This is a genomic window from Micromonospora sp. NPDC050784 (assembly GCF_044456765.1).
Classification (GTDB): domain Bacteria; phylum Actinomycetota; class Actinomycetes; order Mycobacteriales; family Micromonosporaceae; genus Micromonospora; species Micromonospora foliorum.
On record NZ_JBITGG010000023.1, the window covers coordinates 67,855 to 89,456 of the forward strand.

At 72.0% G+C, this 21,602-nt stretch carries 22 protein-coding genes; 8 read left to right on the forward strand and 14 right to left on the reverse strand.

Going from position 1 to position 21,602, the window contains the following annotated elements; translation table 11 throughout:
• The 4 genes from ACIBD9_RS26615 to ACIBD9_RS26630 all read right to left on the reverse strand — a co-directional run bounded on the left by ACIBD9_RS26615 (window position 1) and on the right by ACIBD9_RS26630 (window position 4,260).
• The gene (locus ACIBD9_RS26615) at window positions 1-1,221 is read right to left on the reverse strand and encodes a ferritin-like domain-containing protein (protein WP_396721777.1); all 1,221 of its coding nucleotides are present in this window, start codon (window positions 1,219-1,221) and stop codon (window positions 1-3) included.
• Complete coding sequence (locus ACIBD9_RS26620) at window positions 1,218-2,063, reverse strand: phosphate/phosphite/phosphonate ABC transporter substrate-binding protein (RefSeq protein ID WP_396721778.1); 846 nt, start codon at window positions 2,061-2,063, stop codon at window positions 1,218-1,220. The genes ACIBD9_RS26615 and ACIBD9_RS26620 overlap by 4 nt, the downstream gene beginning before the upstream one ends.
• Window positions 2,063-3,232: an acyl-CoA dehydrogenase family protein gene (locus ACIBD9_RS26625; protein ID WP_396721780.1), complete on the reverse strand. Its 1,170-nt coding sequence runs from the start codon at window positions 3,230-3,232 to the stop codon at window positions 2,063-2,065. Before ACIBD9_RS26625 ends, ACIBD9_RS26620 begins: the two co-directional genes overlap by 1 nt.
• 77 nt (window positions 3,233-3,309) lie before the next feature.
• Window positions 3,310-4,260 (reverse strand): ion transporter, encoded by a 951-nt coding sequence (locus ACIBD9_RS26630; protein WP_396721781.1) that lies wholly within the window; start codon window positions 4,258-4,260, stop codon window positions 3,310-3,312.
• Between the two features lie 221 nt (window positions 4,261-4,481).
• Here ACIBD9_RS26630 and ACIBD9_RS26635 point away from each other — a divergent pair, with 221 nt between their 5' ends.
• On the forward strand, window positions 4,482-5,171 hold the full coding sequence (locus tag ACIBD9_RS26635; RefSeq protein WP_396721782.1) for a TetR/AcrR family transcriptional regulator: 690 nt from the start codon (window positions 4,482-4,484) through the stop codon (window positions 5,169-5,171).
• Window positions 5,172-5,261: 90 nt separating this feature from the next.
• Here ACIBD9_RS26635 and ACIBD9_RS26640 read toward each other — a convergent pair whose 3' ends face one another.
• Window positions 5,262-5,723 (reverse strand): GNAT family N-acetyltransferase, encoded by a 462-nt coding sequence (locus tag ACIBD9_RS26640; RefSeq protein ID WP_396721784.1) that lies wholly within the window; start codon window positions 5,721-5,723, stop codon window positions 5,262-5,264.
• Window positions 5,724-5,902: 179 nt separating this feature from the next.
• Window positions 5,903-6,760 carry an SDR family oxidoreductase gene (locus tag ACIBD9_RS26645; RefSeq protein ID WP_396721786.1) on the reverse strand — a complete coding sequence of 286 codons (858 nt, stop codon included), beginning with the start codon at window positions 6,758-6,760 and terminating at the stop codon, window positions 5,903-5,905.
• 95 nt (window positions 6,761-6,855) lie between these two features.
• Between ACIBD9_RS26645 and ACIBD9_RS26650 the strand changes: the two genes are divergently transcribed.
• Entirely contained in the window at window positions 6,856-7,251 is a 396-nt protein-coding gene (locus tag ACIBD9_RS26650) for a winged helix-turn-helix transcriptional regulator (RefSeq protein WP_396721849.1), read from the forward strand.
• Window positions 7,252-7,315: 64 nt separating this feature from the next.
• Here the strand turns inward: ACIBD9_RS26650 and ACIBD9_RS26655 are convergent, their stop codons facing one another.
• Complete coding sequence (locus ACIBD9_RS26655) at window positions 7,316-8,278, reverse strand: helix-turn-helix transcriptional regulator (protein ID WP_396721788.1); 963 nt, start codon at window positions 8,276-8,278, stop codon at window positions 7,316-7,318.
• 426 nt (window positions 8,279-8,704) lie between these two features.
• Here ACIBD9_RS26655 and ACIBD9_RS26660 point away from each other — a divergent pair, with 426 nt between their 5' ends.
• Window positions 8,705-9,367, forward strand: coding sequence for a hypothetical protein (locus ACIBD9_RS26660; RefSeq protein ID WP_396721789.1), 663 nt, complete (start codon window positions 8,705-8,707; stop codon window positions 9,365-9,367).
• A 174-nt stretch (window positions 9,368-9,541) separates the two neighbouring features.
• Entirely contained in the window at window positions 9,542-11,050 is a 1,509-nt protein-coding gene (locus tag ACIBD9_RS26665; protein WP_396721790.1) for a phosphoesterase, read from the forward strand.
• 94 nt (window positions 11,051-11,144) lie between these two features.
• Here ACIBD9_RS26665 and ACIBD9_RS26670 read toward each other — a convergent pair whose 3' ends face one another.
• On the reverse strand, window positions 11,145-11,741 hold the full coding sequence (locus ACIBD9_RS26670) for a MarR family winged helix-turn-helix transcriptional regulator (RefSeq protein WP_396721792.1): 597 nt from the start codon (window positions 11,739-11,741) through the stop codon (window positions 11,145-11,147).
• A gap of 114 nt (window positions 11,742-11,855) precedes the next feature.
• Between ACIBD9_RS26670 and ACIBD9_RS26675 the strand changes: the two genes are divergently transcribed.
• The 3 genes from ACIBD9_RS26675 to ACIBD9_RS26685 all read left to right on the forward strand — a co-directional run bounded on the left by ACIBD9_RS26675 (window position 11,856) and on the right by ACIBD9_RS26685 (window position 15,490).
• Window positions 11,856-13,550: an LLM class flavin-dependent oxidoreductase gene (locus tag ACIBD9_RS26675; protein WP_396721793.1), complete on the forward strand. Its 1,695-nt coding sequence runs from the start codon at window positions 11,856-11,858 to the stop codon at window positions 13,548-13,550.
• A gap of 66 nt (window positions 13,551-13,616) precedes the next feature.
• Window positions 13,617-14,213, forward strand: coding sequence for an ArsR/SmtB family transcription factor (locus tag ACIBD9_RS26680; protein WP_387170331.1), 597 nt, complete (start codon window positions 13,617-13,619; stop codon window positions 14,211-14,213).
• The gene (locus tag ACIBD9_RS26685) at window positions 14,210-15,490 is read left to right on the forward strand and encodes an MFS transporter (protein WP_396721795.1); all 1,281 of its coding nucleotides are present in this window, start codon (window positions 14,210-14,212) and stop codon (window positions 15,488-15,490) included. The genes ACIBD9_RS26680 and ACIBD9_RS26685 overlap by 4 nt, the downstream gene beginning before the upstream one ends.
• Window positions 15,491-15,708: 218 nt before the next feature.
• On the opposite strand, the gene ACIBD9_RS26690 is transcribed toward ACIBD9_RS26685, so the two are convergent.
• The 4 genes from ACIBD9_RS26690 to ACIBD9_RS26705 all read right to left on the reverse strand — a co-directional run bounded on the left by ACIBD9_RS26690 (window position 15,709) and on the right by ACIBD9_RS26705 (window position 18,511).
• Window positions 15,709-16,404, reverse strand: coding sequence for an alpha/beta fold hydrolase (locus tag ACIBD9_RS26690; RefSeq protein ID WP_396721797.1), 696 nt, complete (start codon window positions 16,402-16,404; stop codon window positions 15,709-15,711).
• A 39-nt stretch (window positions 16,405-16,443) separates the two neighbouring features.
• The gene (locus ACIBD9_RS26695) at window positions 16,444-16,824 is read right to left on the reverse strand and encodes a VOC family protein (protein WP_238659389.1); all 381 of its coding nucleotides are present in this window, start codon (window positions 16,822-16,824) and stop codon (window positions 16,444-16,446) included.
• A 74-nt stretch (window positions 16,825-16,898) separates the two neighbouring features.
• Window positions 16,899-17,936, reverse strand: coding sequence for an SMP-30/gluconolactonase/LRE family protein (locus ACIBD9_RS26700; RefSeq protein WP_396721799.1), 1,038 nt, complete (start codon window positions 17,934-17,936; stop codon window positions 16,899-16,901).
• 152 nt (window positions 17,937-18,088) lie between these two features.
• Window positions 18,089-18,511, reverse strand: a complete 423-nt coding sequence (locus ACIBD9_RS26705) for an MmcQ/YjbR family DNA-binding protein (RefSeq protein WP_387170321.1) — start codon at window positions 18,509-18,511, stop codon at window positions 18,089-18,091.
• 154 nt (window positions 18,512-18,665) lie between these two features.
• On the opposite strand from ACIBD9_RS26705, the gene ACIBD9_RS26710 reads away from it, so the two are divergent.
• A complete protein-coding gene (locus ACIBD9_RS26710) occupies window positions 18,666-20,468 on the forward strand; it encodes an acyl-CoA dehydrogenase (protein ID WP_396721800.1) in 1,803 nt (600 codons plus the stop codon).
• 15 nt (window positions 20,469-20,483) lie between these two features.
• Here ACIBD9_RS26710 and ACIBD9_RS26715 read toward each other — a convergent pair whose 3' ends face one another.
• Both ACIBD9_RS26715 and ACIBD9_RS26720 read right to left on the reverse strand, forming a co-directional pair.
• The gene (locus tag ACIBD9_RS26715; protein WP_198041500.1) at window positions 20,484-20,660 is read right to left on the reverse strand and encodes a hypothetical protein; all 177 of its coding nucleotides are present in this window, start codon (window positions 20,658-20,660) and stop codon (window positions 20,484-20,486) included.
• A 96-nt stretch (window positions 20,661-20,756) separates the two neighbouring features.
• Complete coding sequence (locus tag ACIBD9_RS26720; RefSeq protein ID WP_396721802.1) at window positions 20,757-21,476, reverse strand: spermidine synthase; 720 nt, start codon at window positions 21,474-21,476, stop codon at window positions 20,757-20,759.
• Between the last annotated feature and the right edge of the window lie 126 nt (window positions 21,477-21,602).

The window sequence follows — 21,602 nt, forward strand, 5'->3', positions numbered from 1 at the left end:
CTACATGAAGTTGCGGGTGTGCAGGGCGGAGAGCGCCGCCGCCTCGTCGGGCCGGAAACCCAGTCGGACGAGACGGCGCTGACGGCCCTGGTCCATCGCGTGTTGCAGAGCCCGCACCCGGTCGAAGCCGGCGGACACGTCGTCCGGATGCCAACCACCCGCCGCGAGCACCACCAGCGCGTCGAAGACGTCCGCGTTGAGCCCCGCGGTGTCGGCAAGCGCGTCGTGGCGGCGGTGGATGGCCGCCCGTAGTCGGTCCCGCAGCAGCGGATCCAGCTGCGCCTGGTGCTCCAGGTGTGCCATGCCGAACACCACGTGCCGGCGCTCGTCCTGCATGGCGAGCCAACAGATCCGGCGCGTCACCGGGTCCGGGGCGTTCTCGTGCAGGAACGAGAGCAGATCGACGAAGCTGCCCTCGCCGAGCACGGAGAGCAGGAACGACGCCAACGCGAAGTCCGACTCCGCGACGAGCGTGAACAGCGACTGCCGACCGCCGGCGGATGACGTTCCCAGCTCGGCGCCCCGCAGCAGTGCCCGCCGGCTGAAGACCTCCATGTGCCGGGCCTCGTCGGCCATCTGCACGGCGAGAAGCTGCACCACCTCCCGGAAGTGCGGGTGGATGCGCCCCACGAACCGGGCCGGCACGACGAGGGCGGCCTGCTCGTTCTCGACCAGATAGGTCATCACCTGCACGACCGCGGCCTCGACGTCGGTCGGCAGCGCGAACGGGTCGTCCCACGGCACCGCGGCCTGCGGGTCCCACTGTCGGGCGGCGGCCTGCGCGTACAGGTGGGGGGCGATGTCGGCCCAGACCAGGTCGCGGTCGTTCAGGTCGAACCGGGCCTCCGGACCACCGGCTTCGAGGAGCGCGCCCCGGGCGCCGAGCCCCCACCGCGCCGGTGGACGGCTGCTGAGCGCCGAGGGCAGGGCCGGCCCGGCCCGCTCGGCGCCGAACCAGCGGTCGTCATCCGCCGACCCACGGACCACCACCGCCACCGGGTCGCCCCGGTCGCCCCGGTCGCCCCGGTCCGGCCATTCGACCAGATGGCCACGGCCACGACACCAGGCGGGCAGGTGTACGCGCAGCGCCGGGTCGCGGCCGGAGACCGCCAATCGGCCGCCGGGCGGCAACCCGGCCAGGGCGCGCTGCACGAGCAGGTGCGCACCCCGGCCGAAACCCAGGTCACCCAGGTCGACCTCGGCGACAGGTGTCGCGTTCACGGCCGGTAGTCCGTGGCCGTCACCCGCCCGTCGGGGGAGTAGAAGCCGCTGGCGTCGACCGCCTCGGCGAGGGCGGCGTACCCCGTGGTGCGGCCCTCCCGCCAGGCCGTCAGGCCCTCCAGGTCGAGCAGCGGACGCACCAGCGGATCGGCGTACGACATGCTGAGCAGCAGTGTGCCGAGGAGCCGGACCCCGTCGGGCTCCGGCGCGCGGACCGTCATGTTGCAGTGGTCGTAGCGTGCGGTCTGCGCCACGATCCGGGTGCCCTCGGGCGGTAACGTGCCCTCCTGAACGAACGCCAGATGGTTGGCATCGATCATGCAGGCGGCGTCGACCTCCCCGGCCACCAGGGCGCGGGCCGCGTCCCGCTCGCCGCCGATGTGGTCGCCGTGCAGGCCGACTCCCACGTCGAAGCGGCGTACGTCGACAGTCACCCCGGCCGCGGCGAGGTGACCCAGCGGAATCAGCGTCGCCTGTGGACTGTCGACCGCCCCGACGGCGACCACCCGCCCAGCGAGGTCGGCGAGCTGGCGCACCGGCGAGCCCGCGCGAACCACCACGACCGAGGTGAGGTCCTGGTCGGTGTCGCGCATGGTGAGCGCGCGGACGGTCGTGCCGTTGGCGGCCGCCAGCCGCTCGGCCCGCAGCCAGGCCAGGGGAGAGTTCCAGGCCGCGTCGATCCGCCCGGCGACGAGATCCTCGACCTGTCGCTCGTAGTGCGAGTAGAGGACGAAGTCGAAGTCCAGGCCCCGGCCGCGCAGCCAGGCGCGGAAACCCTCCCAGATGGTCACCACCTTCGGGTCGTACGCGACCGCGCCCAGCAGGACGGTTGGCGCGGGCATCAGCGGTTGGCCTGGTCGAGCAGCGGCAGGCCGGTGGCGACCCGACCGACGAAGTCGTGCAGCGCGTCGGTGGTGGGTGCCATCACCCGGGCCGCGCGGGCGTCCCGGAAACGGCGCTCAAGGCCCAACTCCTTGCGGAAGGCGCTGCCGCCGCAGAGCTGCATCGCGCCGTCGGTCACGTCGGCGACGGTCTCGCCGGCGAGCGCCTTGACCTGGAGCACCCGCAGCGTCGCGTCGTCGCGGCCGGTCTCCAGTGCGGTCAGCGTGTCGCCCAGGAAGGCCCGCAGCGCGTCGGTGCGGATCATCAGGCGGGCGAGGTCGCGTCGGGTGACGGGCGCGTCGCGCAGGGCGGCGCCGGTGTGCGCGAGGGTGGTCCGGGTGAGATGTCGGCCGGCCTCGGCCACCGCGCTGTCGGCGAGACCGAGGCAGAAGGCGGTGTTGAGCACCAGGAACCAGGGCAGGACCACGCCGAGCGCGGTGTCGAGCCCGGCCCCGTCGGCAGCCATCCTCGCCGCCGGCGAAACCCGGAGCCCGTCGGCGGTCATCGGGCGAGAGCCGTTGCCGCGCAGCCCCAGCCCGTCGAAGTCGCCGGTCACGCTCAGGCCCGCGCTGTCGGCCGGCACCAGCCACAGCGTCATCGGGCCGGCGTCGCGGGTCAGCGGAAGGCTCGACCAGACGTAGCTGTTGGCCTCCCCGGCCGAGGTGACCCAGCTCTTACGGGCGTCGAGGCGGACGGTGTCGTCGTCGGCGGCCGTCGCGGTGCCGGTCGGCGACCAGAAGTGGCTGCGCGAGCCGTACTCGGAGAAGGCCAACGTGGTGAGGTGGTCGCCGGCGGCGATGGCCGCGCGGACGTCGCGCGGGCCGTGCGCCTCGATGACGGCGGTCGCCGCGTAGTGCATGAGCACCACCATCGCGGTGGACCCGCACTCGGCGGCCAGCCGCTCGATGACCTCGGCGACCGTCCGCATGCCGTGGCCGCCGCCACCGACCTCGGTCGAGGAGGCCAGGCCGAGCAGGCCGGCTGCGGCGAGAGCGTCGACACCCGGACGGGGGAAGGCCCCATCCCGGTCGACGATGGGCGCCTGCGGGCGGATCACCTCGTCGATCACCGTGCCGAGCGTGTCCGTGGGATCGGTGGTGGTCTGGTCATTGTCGACACTGGCCGTCATGCCGTTACCCCTTCAGGGAGGCCGATGGGACCGCCGTCGACACTATCCGAACCCGAAGACGCAGCGCGAGCGTCCGATCACCGTCTGGCGCGGGCGTCGTCCCGGTGGGGTCGGCCGTGCCCGTCGTCCCGGTCGATGCGCAGCTCACGTTCCAACTCGGTGATGACCGCCCGCAGGTCGTCCAGCCGTTGGGTGAGCGCGATCCGGTCCACCTCGTCAGGTACACCGTCGCCGTCCTCGTCGTACCCGGGAGCCAGTCGCTCGGTCATCTCCAGCCGGCGGGCCTCCTCCATGGAGTTCACGATGACCGCGATGAGGATGTTGAGCAGCAGGTTGACGGTGATGACCACGTAGCTGACGTAGTACAGCAGCGTCCACGGTGAGATTGCCATGCCCTGCTCGATGAGGTCCGGCAGCGTCTCCAGCGACAGCAGCACGAACAGCGTCAGCAGCGACCGGCCGATGTCGCCGTACTCCTCCGGATACCGGTTTCCGAAGATCAGCCAGCCGGCCATGCCGTACACGTAGAGCGTGACCACGGCCAGGGCGAGGAACCCGGTGACGCCCGGCAGGCTGCGCCACAGCGCGGAGACGATGGTCCGCAGACCCGGCGAGAACCGCACCAGACGGACCATGCGGGCGACCCGCACGACCCGCAGCAACGCCGGGTCGCCGTGCAGGCCCGGGATGAAGATCGCCGCGATCACCACGAAGTCGAAGACGTTCCAGCCGTGTCGGAAGAAGTCCTGTGGGCGCCTGCCGTACGCCGCCAGCCGGACGGCGATCTCGACGACGAAGACGGCCCGGAAGAACAGTTCCAGCCCGTGCAGCGCGCTGCCCGCCGGGCTCAGGTCGTCGTACGTCTCCAGGCCGAGGACGATGCCGTTGGCGAGGATGACCACGACGATGGCGATCTCGAAGGGGCGGGACCGGGCGAGCCGGTCGCAACGGTCGGTCCAACCCGAGCGGTGCGGTTGCGCTGGTGCGGGCGGCCCACCGCGCTGGGCGGGCACGTGTGCGCCACTCACCAGTCGGCCGGCTCGATCAGGCGCGCCGCGGTGGGGGCCCACCTCCGGCCGTCGTCGTGGCGGTGCGGATGGTGTGCGGGCATGTCCACCAGACTAGCCAAGATCAATGACGCTGGGCGACCGTGCCATCCGTGCAGCGTGACTCGTTCGCTGGGTGCCGGCGGCATCCTTCCGACGCCGAGTCTAAACAGCGAACGCCGTTTGCAGTTTACAGTAGATCAGTGAGTGACACATCCGCGAGTGGCGGCTCCGACCGGCAGCCGATCTGGAGCAGGCCCGAACGCGGCAGTCGCGGCCCCGCTCCGGCGCACAGTCGGGACGCCATCGTCGTGGCCGCCATCGCACTGGCCGACACCGACGGGCTGGGCGCGGTGTCGATGCGCGCGGTGGCCGCCTCGCTCGGCACCGGCGCCGGTTCTCTCTACCGCTACCTGTCCTCCCGCGACGACCTGCTGGACCTGATGACCGACCGGGCCGTGGGGGAGCTGCGCCCGTACCCGCAGGTGGAGGGCGATTGGCTGGACACGATGGTGCTGTTGGGCCGCCGGCAGTTGGCGCTGTTCGGCGCCCACCCGTGGCTGCTCGACGTGATCCACCGGCCCTCCGGCATCGGCCCCGAGAGCCTGGCCTGGTTCGACAACTGCATCCGGATCCTGAAGCCTGTGCGCTGCCCCGTGTCCGCCAAGTTCGAGGCCATCGCGATGATGACCGGCGTGGTGAGCCTCTTCGCCCGCCGCGAGTCCGCCGCCGGGGCGTTCAGCTTCGCCGGACTGGACCTCGCGGCGTACCCGCACCTTGTCGCGGCGTTCAGTCAGCCCTCCGGGCCGGCGCCCCGGGCGGACCTCGTCGAGCGGACCCTGCGCAGTCTGCTGACGGGTCTGCTGCTCGCGTCGCCGACCGAGGCCGACTGACCGGCCCGGGGTAGCGGAGCGGGCGGACGTCGGCGAACTCCGCCGGCTCGCCGACGGCGGCTGCCGGGATGCTCGCGCCCGCCTCCGGTGTCACGTCGCGGTGGTGAGGTATCGGCGGTAACCCACAGCGGACTGGGCGAAGCCGACGGACGCGTAGAACTGGTGGGCTTCGGTGCGCGCGGCGTTCGACACCAGCTGGACCTTGTAGCAACCGGCCGCCGTCGCGTCGTCGAGAGCCGCCAGCATGAGGGCCCGGGCGACCCCGCGACGGCGCCAGCCGGGCGCGACCACCACGTTCTCCACCACCATGTACGGTCGCGCGCCGTGGGTGAGGTTCGGGGCGACGAGAGTGTCCAGGGTGCCCACGAAGGTGTCCCCGGCGACGGCCACCAGGAGGCGGCGGCCAGCCTGCGCGTGCAGGTCGCGCCAGGCGGTGGCCAGCCGGCCGGCGTCCGGCCGTGCGTCGTCGGGAGCGAGCTGCCACAGCACGTCGAAGACCTGCTCGGGGTCGTCCTGCGCTACGGCGGCGCGGACGACGAAATCGCCGCTCACCGGGCCGACGCCACAATGTCCAGGTCGGACCACGCGGGGTGTCGACGTGGAGGCCCGGTGGGCCGGGAGAGCTGGTCGTCGACGTGCCTCACCATGTCGTCGAGGATACGGGTCCAGCTTCACCGCGTGGCGGGCGGCGGCGGCCGCCGCCCCGCCGCCCGCTTCGGCGATGACTCTGGTCAGGCCCGTGCGGCCCGGATGGCGTCGCGCAGCGGGGTGCTCGGCCGGCCGAGCAGTCGGCTGAGGTCGTCGCTGTCGGTCGCCAGCTCGCCCTTGGCGATCGAGTGGTCGAGCGCGGCCACGAAACCGGCGGTGCCCGCGTCCAGGCCGACGTTCTCCAGGGCCGAGGCCAGCTCGGCGGCGGACATGTCCTTGTGGACGACTGGGGTGCCGGTCACCTCGGTGACGGCCTCGGCCAGCTCGTCGAAGGTGAACGCGGTGCCGCCCAGTTCGTAGACGGCATTGCCGTCCTCCTCGCGGGTCAGGGCCGCCACGGCGGCCCCCGCGTAGTCGGCCCGGGTCGCGGCGGAGATCTTGCTGCCGCCGGTGGCGCCGAGGATCGTGCCGGACCCCAGGTACTGCGGCAGCTGGTCGGTGTAGTTCTCGGTGTACCAGCTGTTGCGCAGGACGGTGTAGGTCAGACCGGACGCGGCGAGGATCTCCTCGGTGGCCTTGTGCTCCGGGGCGAGCGGGTTCGCGGTGGTGTCGGCCTTCAGGATGCTGGTGTAGACGAGACGCTCGACACCGGCGAGCTTGGCGGCGTCGATGACGGCGGTGTGCTGCGCGACGCGCTGACCGGGAGCGTCGCCGGAGATGAGCAGCAGGCGGCGTACGCCGGCCACCGCGCCGGGCAGCGTCGACGGGTCGTCGTAGTTGGCCTTGCGGATCTCGACCCCCCGCGCGGCCAGGTCGGCGGCCTTCTCTGGGCTGCGGACGACGGCGGCGATCTCGGCGGCGGGTACGCCGCTGTCGAGCAGTTGCTCGATCACCAGGCGGCCGAGTCGGCCGGTGGCGCCGGTGACGGCATAGGTGGGCATGGGAACCTCCGGAGGTAGTCGCAGATCAGTAAGCACTTACTAATCTACAGCACTAACCGATCAGCAGTATGGGATAGGCTGGTGAGGTGAGCGACATGCCGGCCCAGGATCCGGCGGGGCCTACCCAGGAATTCGTCACCGATGTCTTCGCCCGGGGGTGCACCTCCCGTGCGGCCTTCGAGGACGTCACCTCGAAGTGGGCCTCGCTGGCTCTGTTGGCGCTCGGCGAGGGCCGCTACCGGTTCAACGCGCTGCGGCGCCGCATCGACGGGGTCAGCGAGCGGATGCTCTCCCAGACCCTGCAGACCCTGGAACGCGACGGGATGCTCACCCGCGAGGTGCTCACCGCGATCCCACCGCGGGTCGAATACTCGCTAACCCCCCTCGGCGCCCGGGTCGCCGAGCAACTGCGGGGCCTCGCCGATCTGCTGGAGGCCTCGGTGCCCGAGGTGCAGACCGCCCGCGACAGCCACGAGCGCGACCGAGGCTAGCTCCGGCCCGTCCCGACGAACGTGAGTCGCCGCCAGCCCTGGTTGGCGTCCTGCGCGACCTGCCTCAGGTGTTCAGCGTCTCGCGCGGCGGCACACCGTAACTGGCGTGGTATCGCGCGGTGAACCTGCTGTGGCTGGCAAACCCCCACCGACTGGCGATCGCCGAGACCGTCTCCTGGCGCGGGTCGGCGCGTACCAGGTCGTGGTGTGCCCGGACGAGCCGGATCCGACGCAGGTAGGCCATGGGGGTGGTGCCGAGGTGACGACGGAAGGCGAGTTGCACCGCCCGGAGGGAGACACCGGCGGCGCCGGCGATGTCGGCCGCGCTGATGTCCCGGTCGGCGTGCTCCTCCAGAAACGCGATCGCCCGTCGCAGCGTGGCGGTGGTGGCGTCGTTCCGGTCCGCGGCGGTCGGTTCGGTGAACGCGGTGTTGGGAAAGACCGCCAGCGCCGCCGCGGCCAGCATCCGGGCGGCGTTGCCGATCACCAGCGACTGCGCCCCGGCGGCCGGGCTGTCCAACACGACGTCGCGGACGAAGCTGGTGGTGTTGCGCCACTGCCGGGCGAGGGCCGTACCGGCGGCGCCCAACTCGGTGAACTCGATTCGACCGGGTCGGCGGGCCGGCGCGGTGGTGGCCACCTGTGCCAGCACCGACAGGTCCAGTACGCAGAGCTCCACCTCGCCGGGGTGCCAGCGGACGGCGCACGGCTCCTCCGGCCGGGTGACGAGGAAGACCTCGCCGGGACCGAACCGGTGGGCCGATCCGGCACAGGAGCGATCGACGTGCGCGGTGCGGGAGCGACCGATGACCAGCCCGCCGAGAGTGCTGGCATCGATCTCCAGGTGCCCGGTCTGGCGGGTGGTCGCGATGGCGAAGGGACCGGTGTCGACCCGGTGGTGGGTGAGTCGGTATCCGTTCCTGCTCTGAATGCGCAGCTTCGGGTCGTACGTGGCGGACAGGAATTCCTGGATGGCCGCCGGGTCACGGCTGTCGAACTGGTGGGTCTGCACTGGCGATGACGTCATCCGCTGTCTCCGTCCGGTGGAGGTGCCGCCGGGTCGTGGGAACGGGTGCCGACGGCAGGATCGGGACGTGCCGGGGTACTCGGCGGTGACCCGGCACGTCGTTTGGCCGGCGGTGCGGTGAAGGTGGAACGTCGCGAGCGGGACGGCAGCGACCGGTTGCGGGCGTCGGATCTGCCCCGACCATTCGGTGACTCGGGGACGCAATATCTGTAGATGGGAATGTCACCATACGACAATCACCGACGTGTCGTCCGGTGAATCACTGCGATGTGTCGGCAGCTCGACTTCGTTTTCCGGCTAACGCGCCGAATGGTTCTACGTCTGCTGTCCTAGCCACCCTCGCGGGCGACAGCGAAATCTTGTTCATGATTCGTCGGAGGACGACCGGGTCACTGCCGGGAGGCCGACCCACGGAGGGGGGAAGCGTTGGACAGTACCGATCCTGACCGCGTCGTTCGGCTGGCCGTGGCCGAGGCACTGGCCCGGGTGGCGGACGAGGACAGCCTGGGTCTGGGTGAGGGCGACGCGCTGGAGAGGCTCGGTGGCGGGCTGCGTGAGGTGCTGCGCCGCGCACTCGACGACCGGGTCCCGCTGACCACGCCGGACTTCGTCGACCTGTGCCGCGACCTGGGCCTGAACCGGGACGCCTTCGACCTGCTGGGGCACTACCTGATGACCGCGTTGCTGGCTCAGCACGTGGGGCCGGACGTCCTGATCCGCGTCGGGGTGCTCTTCGGCACCGTCGGGCGCTACCTGCCCGGTGCCCGTCCGGTGGCCCGCCGCAACGAGGGCCCCGCCGCACGGCGGCGCGACGTTCGCTCGGACAACAGCGTCGTCGGTCGGTACCGTCGCGCCAAGCTGCCGGAGCACCTCCCCAACCCACCGAGCTGGACCTGCACCGGATGCGGCCGCGAGTGGCCCTGCGCCACCAAGCAGAGCCAGTTGCTCGCCGAGTTCGGCGGTGCGCGGGCCTCCCTCGCGGTCTATCTCGGCTCCTGCCTCGTCGCCGCCGCCCAGGACCTGCCCACGCTGCCGCTGCCTCGGGTCCGGCTCCGATTCCTGGGCTGGCTGCCGCGCGCCCGGATCTGATCCGACTGGACACTGGGTGGTCGCGGCGTGACCCCCTGCTGCCCGCCCGGCACTCCCTGCCGGTCGGAGCAGGGTGTTCATCGGGAGCACCCGCTGCGTACGGCGGGCGTTCACCGCCCTCTCCGAGGCTCCTTGATCGAAAGAGCATTCGCTTGATCGAGGAGAGGCTCTCAGGTGAGAGACAAGCATCCCGAAGAGACCGAGCACGCGCAGCTGTCCCGGCGCAAGCTGGTCAAGTACGCGGGCGTCGGCGCGACACTGGCCGCGGCCAGCCCACTGGTCGGCGCCGGAGCGGCGTGGGCCGAGGACCGCCGGCCGGGTGACGAGGACAAGACCGACCGGGGTAACTCCAGGAACCGGGCGTGGCGTGCGGGCGACCACCACATCCACTCCGAGTACAGCGGCGAGTTCGACACCACGAAGTCCCCGATCGTCTTCCACAAGGGCGCGGACGCGGTCTACCCGATCGTCACCAACGCCATCATGGCGAAGAACTTCGGCCTGACCTGGGCGATGTGCACCGACCACGGTGGTCCGACCCACTCGAAGGTGAACATCGAGCAGGCGTACCCCGACCTGCTGCGTTCCCGCAAGCTGGTCCCCGAGGTGCTCCAGTTCTGGGGCATGGAGTTCGACGCGCCCTCGCTGGACCACCACACGCTGATGATCCCGCGTCACGACGACGAGGCGAAGCAGCTGTTCGAGCTGGAGAGCCGGTTCGCCAAGTACGACGCGTTCCCCACCGATCCGGCCCGCGACACCGAGGCCAAGATGGTGGAGTTCCTCAAGGTCGCCCGGGGCATGCCGCACAAGCCGCTGGTGATCGCCCACCACGCGTCCCGTTCGGCGCCCGGTCTCGGCGTCTACGGTCAGGACACCCCGCGCGAGTTCCGCAACGGCAACAACGCCGCGCCGGACGTCTACATCGGCTTCGAGGGCGCGCCGGGCCACCAGGCCGGTCCGCTCAACGGTGGCAAGCGGGGCGGGTACGGCAACCACCCCACCTACGGCGGCTTCGACCAGATGACCGCTCGGGTCGGCGGCCTGTGGGACTCGCTGCTCGGCGAGGGCCGGCGCTGGTGGATCACCGCGACCTCGGACTCGCACGTGCACTGGACCCGCGGTGGCTCCGACTTCTGGCCCGGCGAGTACAGCAAGACGTACGTGCACGCCCGCCAGGACTACGGCGACATCATGGACGGTCTGCGCAACGGCCGGATCTGGGTCACCACCGGTGACCTGATCCGCAGCCTCGACGTCACCGCCACGTCGCAGGGCAGGACCGCCGAGGTGGGCGAGACGATCACGGTGAGCCGTCGTAGCCGTACCGATGTCGAGATCGAGATCACCTTCCGCCCGCTGGGTGGGCTGAACGCGAACGGCGACCGGCCCGAGGTCCGCCGGGTCGACCTGATCGTCGGCCAGATCACCGGCCCGAGCGCCAGCCTGGACGCCGACACCAACCCCACCACCAAGGTGGCGGCCCGGTTCGGCCCGCGGGACTGGCGTCGGCAGGGCGACAGCTACGTCATCCGGCACACCCTGCGCAACGTCGAGGCGGACACCTACGCGCGGGTGCGTGGCACCAGCACCGACGAGGCCGAGCCGCTCGCCGACGGGCTGGAGAGCCCGTGGGACGACCTGTGGTTCTACTCGAACCCGGTGTTCGTGCACGTGCGCTGACCGGGCACGGTAGCGACATCGCGGGCCCGTCCGGCACCGCTCGACGGACGACGTCGGGTGGTGCGGGGCGGGCCTGCACCACGCTGTTCGTGAGTCAGTCGGGCCTGCGGCGGCGGGCTCGGGGGGTGGCGGTGCGACCGCTCCGCACCGCCGGGGCGGCGGTCCGACGCGCAGCGGGCGCCGGAGGGTCGGCCTGCGCCTGCGTCACCACCTCGCAGAGGTCGCGCAGCGGGTCCGCCGCCTGGGCCGAGCAGGCGACCTTCTGCAGCAGTGACCGCACCGTCGCCGACTCGGCTGGTGTGAGCGCCCCCAGCAGGTGCGACTCGACCTGCCGCAGCGCCAACCGCCGCTGCTCCCAGGCGGCACGGCCGGCGTCGGTGACCTCGACCAGCCGGTTGCGCCGGTCGGCCGGGTCCGCGCGCCGGGTGACGAAGCCGGGCCGCTCCAGGTCGTCGATCAGGTACGTGAGGACGGTGCGGTCGATGCCGATCTCCTCGGCGATCGCGCCCTGGTTTCGGGCCGGCCCGTTGACCGCCGCGGTGAGAAGTTGGTAGCCGCGCGGACCACCGGGGAAGTCGGTGAGCGCGTGCTCGGCCGCCCGGACGTAGCCGCGGAAGACGATCCCGAGCATCCAGCCCAGATCGTCGTCGAGCGGATCGGGCCGGTCCGGCCGGTGAGGGGCACCCGTCATCCCCCGACAATACCGCAGCGAGCCAGACCTTGTTGGCAGAAGATGTTCTGTGTGGCATAAGGTTAAGGTCACGACGCATCGCCCGAGGCGTCGGGGGAATCGGGAGGCTCGCAGATGAGCGACTACGGCCACGACCTGGTTTTCGGATCCTTCGTCACGCCCAGCGCTGGCAATCCGGACCGCACGGTCCGCGTCGCCGTCCTGGCCGAACAGGTCGGGCTGGACCTGGTCACCTTCCAGGATCACCCGTACCAGCCGGCGTTCCTCGACACCTGGACGCTGCTCAGCTTCGTGGCGGCCCGCACCAGCCGGGTGCACCTGGCGGCGAACGTGACGAACCTGCCGCTGCGCCCGCCGGCGGTGCTCGCCCGCAGTGTGGCCAGCCTGGACCTGCTCAGTGGTGGCCGGGTCGGCCTCGGCCTCGGAGCGGGGGCGTTCTGGGACGCTATCGAGGCCATGGGAGGCCGGCGGCTGACCCCCGGCCAGGGCGTACGAGCGCTGGAGGAGGCCATCGAGGTCGTCCGTCAGCTCTGGGACGTCGAGACGCGCGGCGGCGTGCGGGTCGACGGCGAGTTCTACCGGGTGGTGGGTGCCAAGCGTGGGCCCGCGCCGGCCCACCCGGTGCCGATCTGGCTGGGTGCGTACAAGCCCCGGATGCTCCAGCTCACCGGTCGTCGGGCCGACGGCTGGCTGCCCACGCTGGGCTACCTTCAGCCCGGCGACCTGACCAAGGGCAACGCGATCATCGACGAGGCCGCGCAGCAGGCCGGCCGGTCCGCGCAGGACGTGCGTCGGCTGCTCAACATCTCCGGACAGTTCTCGGCCGTGGGGCGCGGCCCGTTGCACGGTCCCGCCGCGCAGTGGGCCGAGGAGTTGGCCGAGCTGGCACTGGGGGAGGGCGTCGGCACCTTCATCCTCGGCAGCGACGACCCTGACGACCTGCGCCGGTTCGCCGGCGAGGTGGCCCCCGCCGTCCGCGAGCTGGTCGCGGCCGAACGTGACCGGAGTGCGGCTCCAACGCCGGCCCAGCCGGCCCAGCCGGCCCAGCCGGCCCAGCCGGCCCAGCCGGCCCAGCCGGCCCAGCCGGCCCAGCCGGCCCAGCCGGCCCAGCCGGCCCAGGAGCGTACGCCGGCCCAGCCGGCCCGGGAGCGTACGCCGGAGCCGGTCGCTGCGCCGCCGGCCCGGGCGAGCCGCGCCACCACGACCGGCGGCGCGTTCGCCGTGGTGCCGACCCCCGACGACGGCGTACGGCGAAGCGGGCAGCAGGTGTGGGACGAGTCGACCCGGCCGACCGGGCCCGCACCCGACCCGGAGCGCACCTACACCCCGCAGGAGCAGGCAACCGGCGCGCACCTCGTGCAGATCCACGACGGTCTGCGCGCCGAGCTCGCCCAGATCCACGACCTGATCGAGCAGGTGGCGGCCGGAGAGATCGACGCGGGCGCGGCCCGGTCCCACATCAACACGATGACCATGCGGCAGAACCGGTGGACGCTCGGCGTCTACTGCGAGTCGTACTGCCGCATCGTCACCACCCACCACACCATCGAGGACCAGTCGTTCTTCCCCCGGTTGCGGGCGCGCGACCCGCGACTCGGCCCGGTGGTCGACCGGCTGGAGCAGGAGCACCACGTCATCCACGACGTGCTGGAGGGTGTCGACCGGGCGCTGGTCGCGTACGTCGGGTCTCCGGACGGCCTCGCCGAGCTGCGGGCCGCGGTGGACCTGCTGACCGACGCGCTCCTGTCGCACCTCAGCTACGAGGAGCGGGAACTGGTCGAGCCGTTGGCGCGGCTGGGCATCGCCTGATCGGCCCGGCACCGCCGCGGCGGCTCGGGGTTGCCGCGCTCGGATCTGAGAGACTACTCTCGAGACATGTCTCTCAAGAATCCGTACGGGGATTTCGAGATCACCGAGCCGCAGGCGCTGCGAGCGCTGGCCCACCCGGTCCGGCTGGCCATTCTCGACCGCCTCCAACGGCACGGCCCGTCCACCGCCACGGGCCTCTCGCCGCACGTCGGCGCCACCCCGTCGGTGGTCAGCTGGCACCTGCGGCACCTCGCGACGTTCGGCCTGGTCGTCGACGCGGAGGGCACCGCCAGCAAGCGGGAGCGCTGGTGGCAGGCGGCCGCCCGGGGCTTCCGCTTCGCGTTGCCCGACGATGCCGAGGGGCAGGCCGCCGGCCGTCAGCTCCGCGGTGAGATGTTCGCCCGGGCCGCCGAGGCGCCGCAGCAGTGGCTGCTGCACGACGAACCCCGGCTGGACGCGCAGTGGCGCGGGGTGGCCGGCGTGGCCGACACCCGGTTTGTGGCCACCCCCGAGGAGCTGCACCAGCTGGAGGCCGCGATCGAGGAGCTGCTCGCCCCGTACGTGCGGCGCAAGGAGGACGACGCGTCGCCGGCCGACGCGCGGATCGTCCGGATGCTGCGCTACCTGCTGCCCGAGCCCGGCGACGACCCGGCCGCGTCGTGACCGCCACCGACGCCCCCACCGACACCGTGACCGCCACCGACACCGCGCCCCCGCCGGCCCTGCACCGCGACCGGCGGTTCCGCACCTTCTGGATCGGCGAGACGATCTCCCAGTTCGGCGATCGGATCAGCGAGCTGGCCCTACCGCTGATCGCCGTCACCCTGCTCGCCGCCACACCCGTGCAGGTCAGCGTCCTCACCGCGTTGATCTGGCTGCCCAACCTGCTGGGCCTGTTCCTGGGTGCCTGGGTGGACCAGCGCACCCACAAGCGGCGACTCCTGATCATCGCGGACCTGATCCGCGCCGCGGTGCTGCTCAGCCTGCCGGTGGCCTACCTGTTCGACGCGATCACCCTCACCCATCTCTACCTGGTGGCACTGCTCACCGGCTTCGGTGCGGTGCTGTTCGCCATGGCGCGTCAGGCGTTCTTCGTCGCCCTGGTGCCACGATCGGCGTACGTGGACGCGACCAGCAAGCTGAGCATGAGCCGGTCGGTGTCCTTCATCGCCGGCCCGGCCGTCGGCGGTGGGCTGGTCCAGGCGCTCAGCGCGCCGGTCGCGATCGTCGTCGACGCGGTCTCGTTCCTCGGCTCCGCGCTGCTGCTCAGCCGCATCCCGGTGATTGAGTCGCCGCCCCCACCGCGTCGGACGTCCACTCTGGGCCTGGTCCGCGAAGGGCTCGTGCTGGTGCTGCGGCACCCGGTGCTGCGGGCCGCCCTCGGCTGCACCAGCACGGTCAACTTCTTCACCTTCATCGCCAGCGCGCTGCTGGTGCTCTACGCCAGCCGCGAACTCGACCTGTCGGCCGGCGCGATCGGCATCGCCCTCGGGTTCGGCGCGCTCGGCGGGTTCGCGGGTGCGGCGCTCGCACCGCGGATCTCGCGCGCCATCGGTCTGGGCCCCACCGCCATGATCGGCGCGGTGGTCTTCCCCGCACCGCTGGCGCTGACCGCGCTGGTGTCCGGACCGACGTGGACGAAGGTGGCCATGCTGGCGGCCATCGAGATGGTCTCCAGCGTCGGGGTGATGCTGATGGACGTGAACCTCAACGCCCTCCTCACCGCCGTGACACCCGACGACGCGCGAGGGCGCCGGGCCGGTGCCTACAGCGCCGTCAACTACGGCATCCGACCGCTCGGCGCGCTGTTCGGCGGTGCGTTGGGCACCACCATCGGGCTGCGGCCCACCCTGGTCATCGCCGGCCTCGGTGGTGTGCTCGCCGTGCTGTGGCTGCTGGCGTCACCGGTGCGCCACATCCAGACCCTCGACGGGGCCTGAGGGCTGCGGCGGCGCGTGGTCGTGCCGCGGTGGGCGGCACCCAGCCGAACGAGCCACATACCTCTGAGTCATAAATATGCCACTGAGGTATCCGCTCGTTGGACTGACCGCGCGGCTGCCCCGTCAGCAGATCGGTCCGCGTTGGCCCAGGCGGGCGCGGCCCCAGCCGGCGCGGGCCAGGCGGCGCGGGTTAGGCGGCGCGGGTTAGGCGGCGCGGGTTAGGCGGCCTCGGCCAACAGGAGCCGGGCCAGCTCGGCGGGCTGGGAGAACATCGGCCAGTGGCCGGTGGCCATCGTGACCAGTCGCCAGTGGTCGCTGGTCAGCAGTTTGGCCACGGTGTCGTTGGGCTCAGGCCCGTCGAGCAGGCACTTGACGTACGTCGCCGGCAGCTCACCCAGCGGTCGGCTCAACACGGCCGGCTCGGTCAGCGTGGCGCCCGGGTGCGGAGTGGAACCGTCGACCAGGCGCGCGATCTGCTCGTCGGTGAGACCCTGACCGTCGAAGTCGGCCGCGCCGAGCGGAGCCCAGAATCCGTTGTTGTCGGCGATCTGCGCCTCGAAGGCCGCCTGGCCCTGCCACCAACCGGAGGCGAACGACCCACCGTCGACCGGCACCTCGGAGTCCACGAAGACCACCCGGGTCAACCGGTCGCCGATCCGCTCGGCGGCCTGACCCACCGGAATGCCCGCGTAGCTGTGCCCGACCAGCACCACGTCGCGCAGGTCGCGGCGCTCGACCTCGTCGACGATGTCCTGCACGTGGGTCTGCTGCCCGGCGGGCGCCTCCCGCCTGTCGGCTAGGCCGGAGAGGGTCAGCGGGTGAGTGCCGTGGCCGGCCGCCCGCAGTGGTGGGACCACCTCGTCCCATGCCGACGACCCCAGCCACGCCCCCACCACCAACACGAATTCAGCCATGGCCGGGAGCCTAACGCCGACCTGCGACAGGTCGGCGGGTCACGGCCAGGTGCGGGCCTCGGCCGCGAACACCTCCGGTGGACTCGCCACCGGAAGCACGCAGAGCAGGTGGCCACCGGGCGCCCGCAGGATCCGGCACTCCAGCCACTGCGACACCTCGGTGGCACCCAGAGCCAGCAACCGTGCGGTCTCGGCTGGCACGTCGTCGGTCTCGATGTCGAGGTGGAAGCGCGGCGTGTCGTCGACCGCCTGGACCGCGGTGACCAGCCCCGGCAACGCCTCGTGCAGACCCACGAACTGCGGCTCGGAAGGATCGGACCGGGTGCTGACGCCGAGCGCCGCCGACCAGAACTCCGCCGCCCGGGCGGCCTCCGCCTCGGGAGCGTCGATCAGAAGCGCGTACACGCGGCTCCGGTGCATGCCGGCCAGGATATCGAGGATCCGGGGGTGCCGCTCGACGGCCGCCGGCGCACCAGCGCTGCCTGGCCAGACACTCAGGCGTGGTCCCGTGCGGGCGGCCCGGCCTCGACAGGCATCCGGTAGATCTGGACCGGGTATTCGACGGCCGAGTGCCCGCCGTTGAGCCCGGCGGTCAGGTGCAGTTGGGCCGCCGGCATCCAGAGCCGGGCATCGGCGTCCAGCCACATCGCGTCCACCCAGGCCAGCCGGGGGTCGGCGACGAGCGTCCGCACGCTGCGGTCGGGTGCGAGGACGAGGACGCGATGCCGTTCCAGGTCGCTGAGGTAGATGGCGCCGGTGGCGTCGATGGCCGTGCCGCCGGTGCTGGGTGTGTCACACCACCGTTGGACCCTCCGGGCCATCTCGTCGGCGGACACCGACGGATCGTCCAACCAGCGGGTGGCGATCCGGGACATCCCGCCGGAGGCCGGCTGGTAGTAGAGCCAGCGACCGTCCGGCGACACCTCCAACTGGTCGACGTGCAGGCGTACCTCGGCACCGTCCGGGTCACGCAGCGCGCGACCGTCGGCGACCACCGGGCCGCCCGCCGTGCTCGGGTGCCCGTCGAGCACCCGTCGCGACCGACCCGAGTCGAGGTCGAGCACGATGAGGCCGGCCGCTCCGGCGTCGCTGAGGTACGCCACCCGGCCGTTGAACCGGACGTCGTCGACGTAGCTGTCCGGGTGCACCGCCTCGTCGAGGTGGTAGACCCGCTCCACGCGGTCGCCGTCCGGGTCGACCGCGATCAGCCGGGCGCCGCCCGGCACCTGCGCGCCGCCGATCCCTGGCGCGCCGGAATCGACGATCCACAACCGGCCGTCCGGGCCCGCGCGCAACCCGTTGACGTGCACGAACGCCCCGTCCGGTGGCTGGTCAGCGCGGTTCCACGCGGCATCGGGGTACGGCACACGACGGCCGTCCGGCAGCGCCTCGACCACCTGCACGCCGGGCCCATCCGCCGACGGGTAGCTCAGGAACACCCGCCCGCGCAGGGTGGTCACCCCCGTGCACACCCGGTCCTCCTGGAGCACCGGCGTCAACCGGGGATCCTCCTCGGTGGGCAGCGCCGACATCGACCCGCTCCTCACCCGCCCGGCGGCGCCTCGGCTCCAGCCGGTGACGACGGCTCCGGCCATCCGGTGCGGTATCCCCGGAGCGTGCCGGCCGAAACCGCCGGTCGCAGCCCACCGCCGGCGCTCAGCCGGTGGCAGGGCGCCCTCGGTGCTCAGCCGGTCGGCGGTGCCGGAGGGCCGACCTGGGCGGCGAGCCGCTTCGGGGCCATCACGCAGTAGCTCTCGGTGAGCAACTCACCCACCTCCTCCCAGTCAGTGTTCCCGTCCAGGACCATGCCCATCACGTTCGGACTCCAGTCCGGTTTGTAGAAGGGGTGCCCCGTGGCGAGGAGCCCGGCGATCTCGTCGAGTGGCGACCGGAAGGTCAGCAGGCAGGCGGGCTCATCGAGTGCGGCGGCCCGGGCGTGGACCGGCTGGCGATCAGGGTCGACGGTGAGCACGTGGGCGATCGTCCGCTTGCGGATCCGCCAGCGGATGCCCACCCAGGCGGGCTCCTCGTAGGTCTCCGGCAGCCCGAGACAGATCGGCCGCAGCCGGTCGAGAACCTCGGGCGGGACATCTCCGGGTGCGGTCACGGGCAACGACGCTAATCGGTCGGTGTGACAAGTTCCGCTCGTCGAACCCCACCCGGGCCGGTGGTGCGTGCCCGGTCGATCGGCCAGGATGGGCCGGGGCGACCGTGGGCCGTCGCCCCGGCCCGACCCGCCCCCGTGCCCGCTGAGGAGTGCCGTGCCGTCCACCCTGCTCTCCCGCCGTGACCTCGACTTCCTGCTGCACGAGTGGCTGCGGGTGTCCGAACTCGTCGAGCGTCCCCGCTACGCCGAGCACTCCCGGGAGACCTTCGACGACGCCCTTGATCTCGCCGAGCGGGTGGCCACCGAACAGTTCGCCCCGCACAACCGGGCCGCCGACCTCGCCGAGCCGACCTTCGACGGGCAGCGGGTGCGGCTGATCCCGCAGGTCCGCGCGGCTTTGGACAGCTTCGCCGAGACGGGCCTGCTCACCGCCGGGCTGGACGCCACGGTCGGTGGCCTGCAACTGCCGCACGCGGTCGCGGCGGCCTGCTTCACCTGGTTCCAGGCCGCCAACGTGGCCACCTCGGCGTACCCGTTCCTCACCCTGGGCAACGCCAACCTGCTGCTGGCGCACGGCAGCCCCGAGCAGGTGGACACCTACGTCCGGCCCATGCTGGACGGCCGGTTCTTCGGCACCATGTGTCTGTCCGAGCCGCACGCCGGCAGCTCACTGGCCGACATCACCACCCGCGCCGAGCCGCAGGCGGACGGCACGTACCGGCTCTTCGGCACCAAGATGTGGATCTCCGGCGGCGACCACGAGTTGGCCGAGAACATCGTCCACCTGGTGTTGGCCCGCATCCCCGGCGCACCGCCCGGGGTCAAGGGCATCTCGCTGTTCATCGTGCCGAAGGTGCTGGTCGGCCCGGACGGGTCGCTCGGCGAGCGCAACGACGTGGTGTTGGTCGGGCTCAACCACAAGATGGGCTTCCGGGGCACCACCAACACCCTGCTCAGCTTCGGCGACGGCGCACACACCCCCGCCGGCCGCGCCGGAGCGGTCGGCCACCTGGTCGGCCCGCCGCACCAGGGTCTGGCGCAGATGTTCCACATGATGAACGAGGCCCGGATCGGGGTTGGGGCGGGTGCCACCGCGCTGGGTTACACCGGCTACCTCAAGAGCCTGGCGTACGCGAAGGAGAGGCCGCAGGGGCGGCCGGTCGGCGCGAAGGACCCGGCCGCCGCGCAGGTGCCGATCATCGACCACCCCGACGTACGACGGATGCTGCTGGCACAGAAGAGCTACGTGGAGGGGGCGCTGGCGCTGGTGCTCTACTGCGCGCGGCTGCTCGACGAACAGAAGACCGCCCCGGCCGAGGCCGACCGCGAGCGCGCGCACCTGCTGCTGGACGTCCTCACCCCGATCACCAAGAGTTGGCCGTCGCAGTGGTGCCTCACCGCCAACGACCTGGCGATCCAGGTGCTCGGAGGCGCCGGCTACACCCGCGACCACGACGTGGAGCAGCACTACCGGGACAACCGGCTCAACCCGATCCACGAGGGCACCCACGGCATCCAGGCACTGGACCTGCTGGGGCGCAAGATGACCATGCAGGGCGGGGCCGGTCTGGCCCTGCTGACCGCGACGATCGGTGACACGGTCGAGCGGGCCCGGAAGGCCGGGGGAGAGGCGGCCGAGCTGGCGGACCGGCTGGCCGCCGCGGTGGACCGGGTCACCACGGTCACCCGTCGACTCTGGGCCGACGGCGACCCGGTGCTCGCACTGGCCAACGCCAGCGCCTACCTGGAGGCCGCCGGGCACGTGGTGATCGCGTGGATATGGCTGGAGCAGGTGCTGGCGCTGCCGCCGGAGGGGGCCGGCGACGCGTTCCACGCCGGTAAGCGGCAGGCCGCACGCTACTTCTTCACTGTCGAGTTGCCCCGAACCGGCCCGCAGTTCGACCTGCTGGAGAGCCGGGATCGGACGACCCTCGACATGCGCGCGGACTGGTTCTGAGCGGTTCGCCGTGTGTCACCGTCGGCGAGACTGGTGGCTCATGGCCTGCCGCCCCTTGACGACGCCCAGGATGATCACGATCACCAGCGCGATCAGACCGATGATGATCAGCCAGCGGACCGCCTCGAGGATCAATCCGAGCAGGATCAGCACACCGGCGACCACGCCGACAACCCAGAGCAGTGCACGCATGTCGACCTCCCGTAACCGGCCGCGCCTGGTGCGGCCGGCCCGGCTTCTCGTTCCCCGTCCGGCCGACACCATGCGCCAGCGGCGTACCGGAGTCGATCAGGGGCCGGTGCGCGCCACGTAGACGGTGTTGGCCGACTCCCCGCCGGTGAGCGGATTGGCGAACGGCACGACGTGCGCGCGTACGCCCGCGAACACCTCGCTGAGCGCGTCGGTGAAGTCGGCGTCCGGTGGGTCGTCCGACCAGAGCGCGAAGACGCCCTCGGGGCGCAGCAGGGCGGCCAGGCGACGCAACCCGGCCGGCGGATAGAACGCCGCGTGGCTCGGGTGCAGGACGTTGCGCGGGGAGTGGTCGACGTCGAGCAGCACGGCGTCGAACCGCCGACCCGGCACCTCGCTGTCGAAACCGGTGTCACCGGCGACCGCCGCGAAGAAGTCGGCCTGCACGAAGCGGGTCCGCGGATCCTCGGCGAGCCCTGCCGCGAACGGCAGCAACCCCCGCCGGTGCCAGTCGATCACGTCCTCGATCGCCTCCACCACGAACAGGGAGCGCACCCGGGGGTCGCCCAGTGCCGCGCAGGCGGTGTAGCCCAGCCCGAGACCGCCCACCACCACGTCGAGCGAGTCACCGGCCACCTCGACGAGCCCGAGCCGGGCCAGCTCGATCTCCGCGACCGGGAAGAGGCTGGACATCAGGTACTCGTCGTCGAGCTTGACCTCGTACACCTCGACCTGGAGTGCCGGGTCCCGGCGTCGGCGCAGGCTGATCGCGCCGATCGGAGTCTCCCGCCAGGCCAGCTCTTCGAAACGCGCGCCCACGGGTGCCCTCTCGCCGCCGGATTCGTCCACGGATGGTACCGGTCGCCCCGCGACGGGCGGCCACGCAGGGTCCACGGGACATTGACGCAGCGCATATCCTGTGCCCGGCCGATCCACCGGAGGGAC

Bases quoted from the DNA above. Each gene is read 5' to 3' on its own strand.
- ACIBD9_RS26620 (WP_396721778.1), bottom strand. From the start codon at position 2,063: ATGCCCGCGCCAACCGTCCTGCTGGGCGCGGTCGCGTACGACCCGAAG.
- ACIBD9_RS26625 (WP_396721780.1), bottom strand. From the start codon at position 3,232: ATGACGGCCAGTGTCGACAATGACCAGACCACCACCGATCCCACGGAC.
- ACIBD9_RS26645 (WP_396721786.1), bottom strand. From the start codon at position 6,760: ATGCCCACCTATGCCGTCACCGGCGCCACCGGCCGACTCGGCCGCCTG.
- ACIBD9_RS26650 (WP_396721849.1), top strand. From the start codon at position 6,856: ATGCCGGCCCAGGATCCGGCGGGGCCTACCCAGGAATTCGTCACCGAT.
- ACIBD9_RS26655 (WP_396721788.1), bottom strand. From the start codon at position 8,278: ATGACGTCATCGCCAGTGCAGACCCACCAGTTCGACAGCCGTGACCCG.
- ACIBD9_RS26670 (WP_396721792.1), bottom strand. From the start codon at position 11,741: ATGACGGGTGCCCCTCACCGGCCGGACCGGCCCGATCCGCTCGACGAC.
- ACIBD9_RS26675 (WP_396721793.1), top strand. From the start codon at position 11,856: ATGAGCGACTACGGCCACGACCTGGTTTTCGGATCCTTCGTCACGCCC.
- ACIBD9_RS26680 (WP_387170331.1), top strand. From the start codon at position 13,617: ATGTCTCTCAAGAATCCGTACGGGGATTTCGAGATCACCGAGCCGCAG.
- ACIBD9_RS26690 (WP_396721797.1), bottom strand. From the start codon at position 16,404: ATGGCTGAATTCGTGTTGGTGGTGGGGGCGTGGCTGGGGTCGTCGGCA.
- ACIBD9_RS26695 (WP_238659389.1), bottom strand. From the start codon at position 16,824: ATGCACCGGAGCCGCGTGTACGCGCTTCTGATCGACGCTCCCGAGGCG.
- ACIBD9_RS26700 (WP_396721799.1), bottom strand. From the start codon at position 17,936: ATGTCGGCGCTGCCCACCGAGGAGGATCCCCGGTTGACGCCGGTGCTC.
- ACIBD9_RS26715 (WP_198041500.1), bottom strand. From the start codon at position 20,660: ATGCGTGCACTGCTCTGGGTTGTCGGCGTGGTCGCCGGTGTGCTGATC.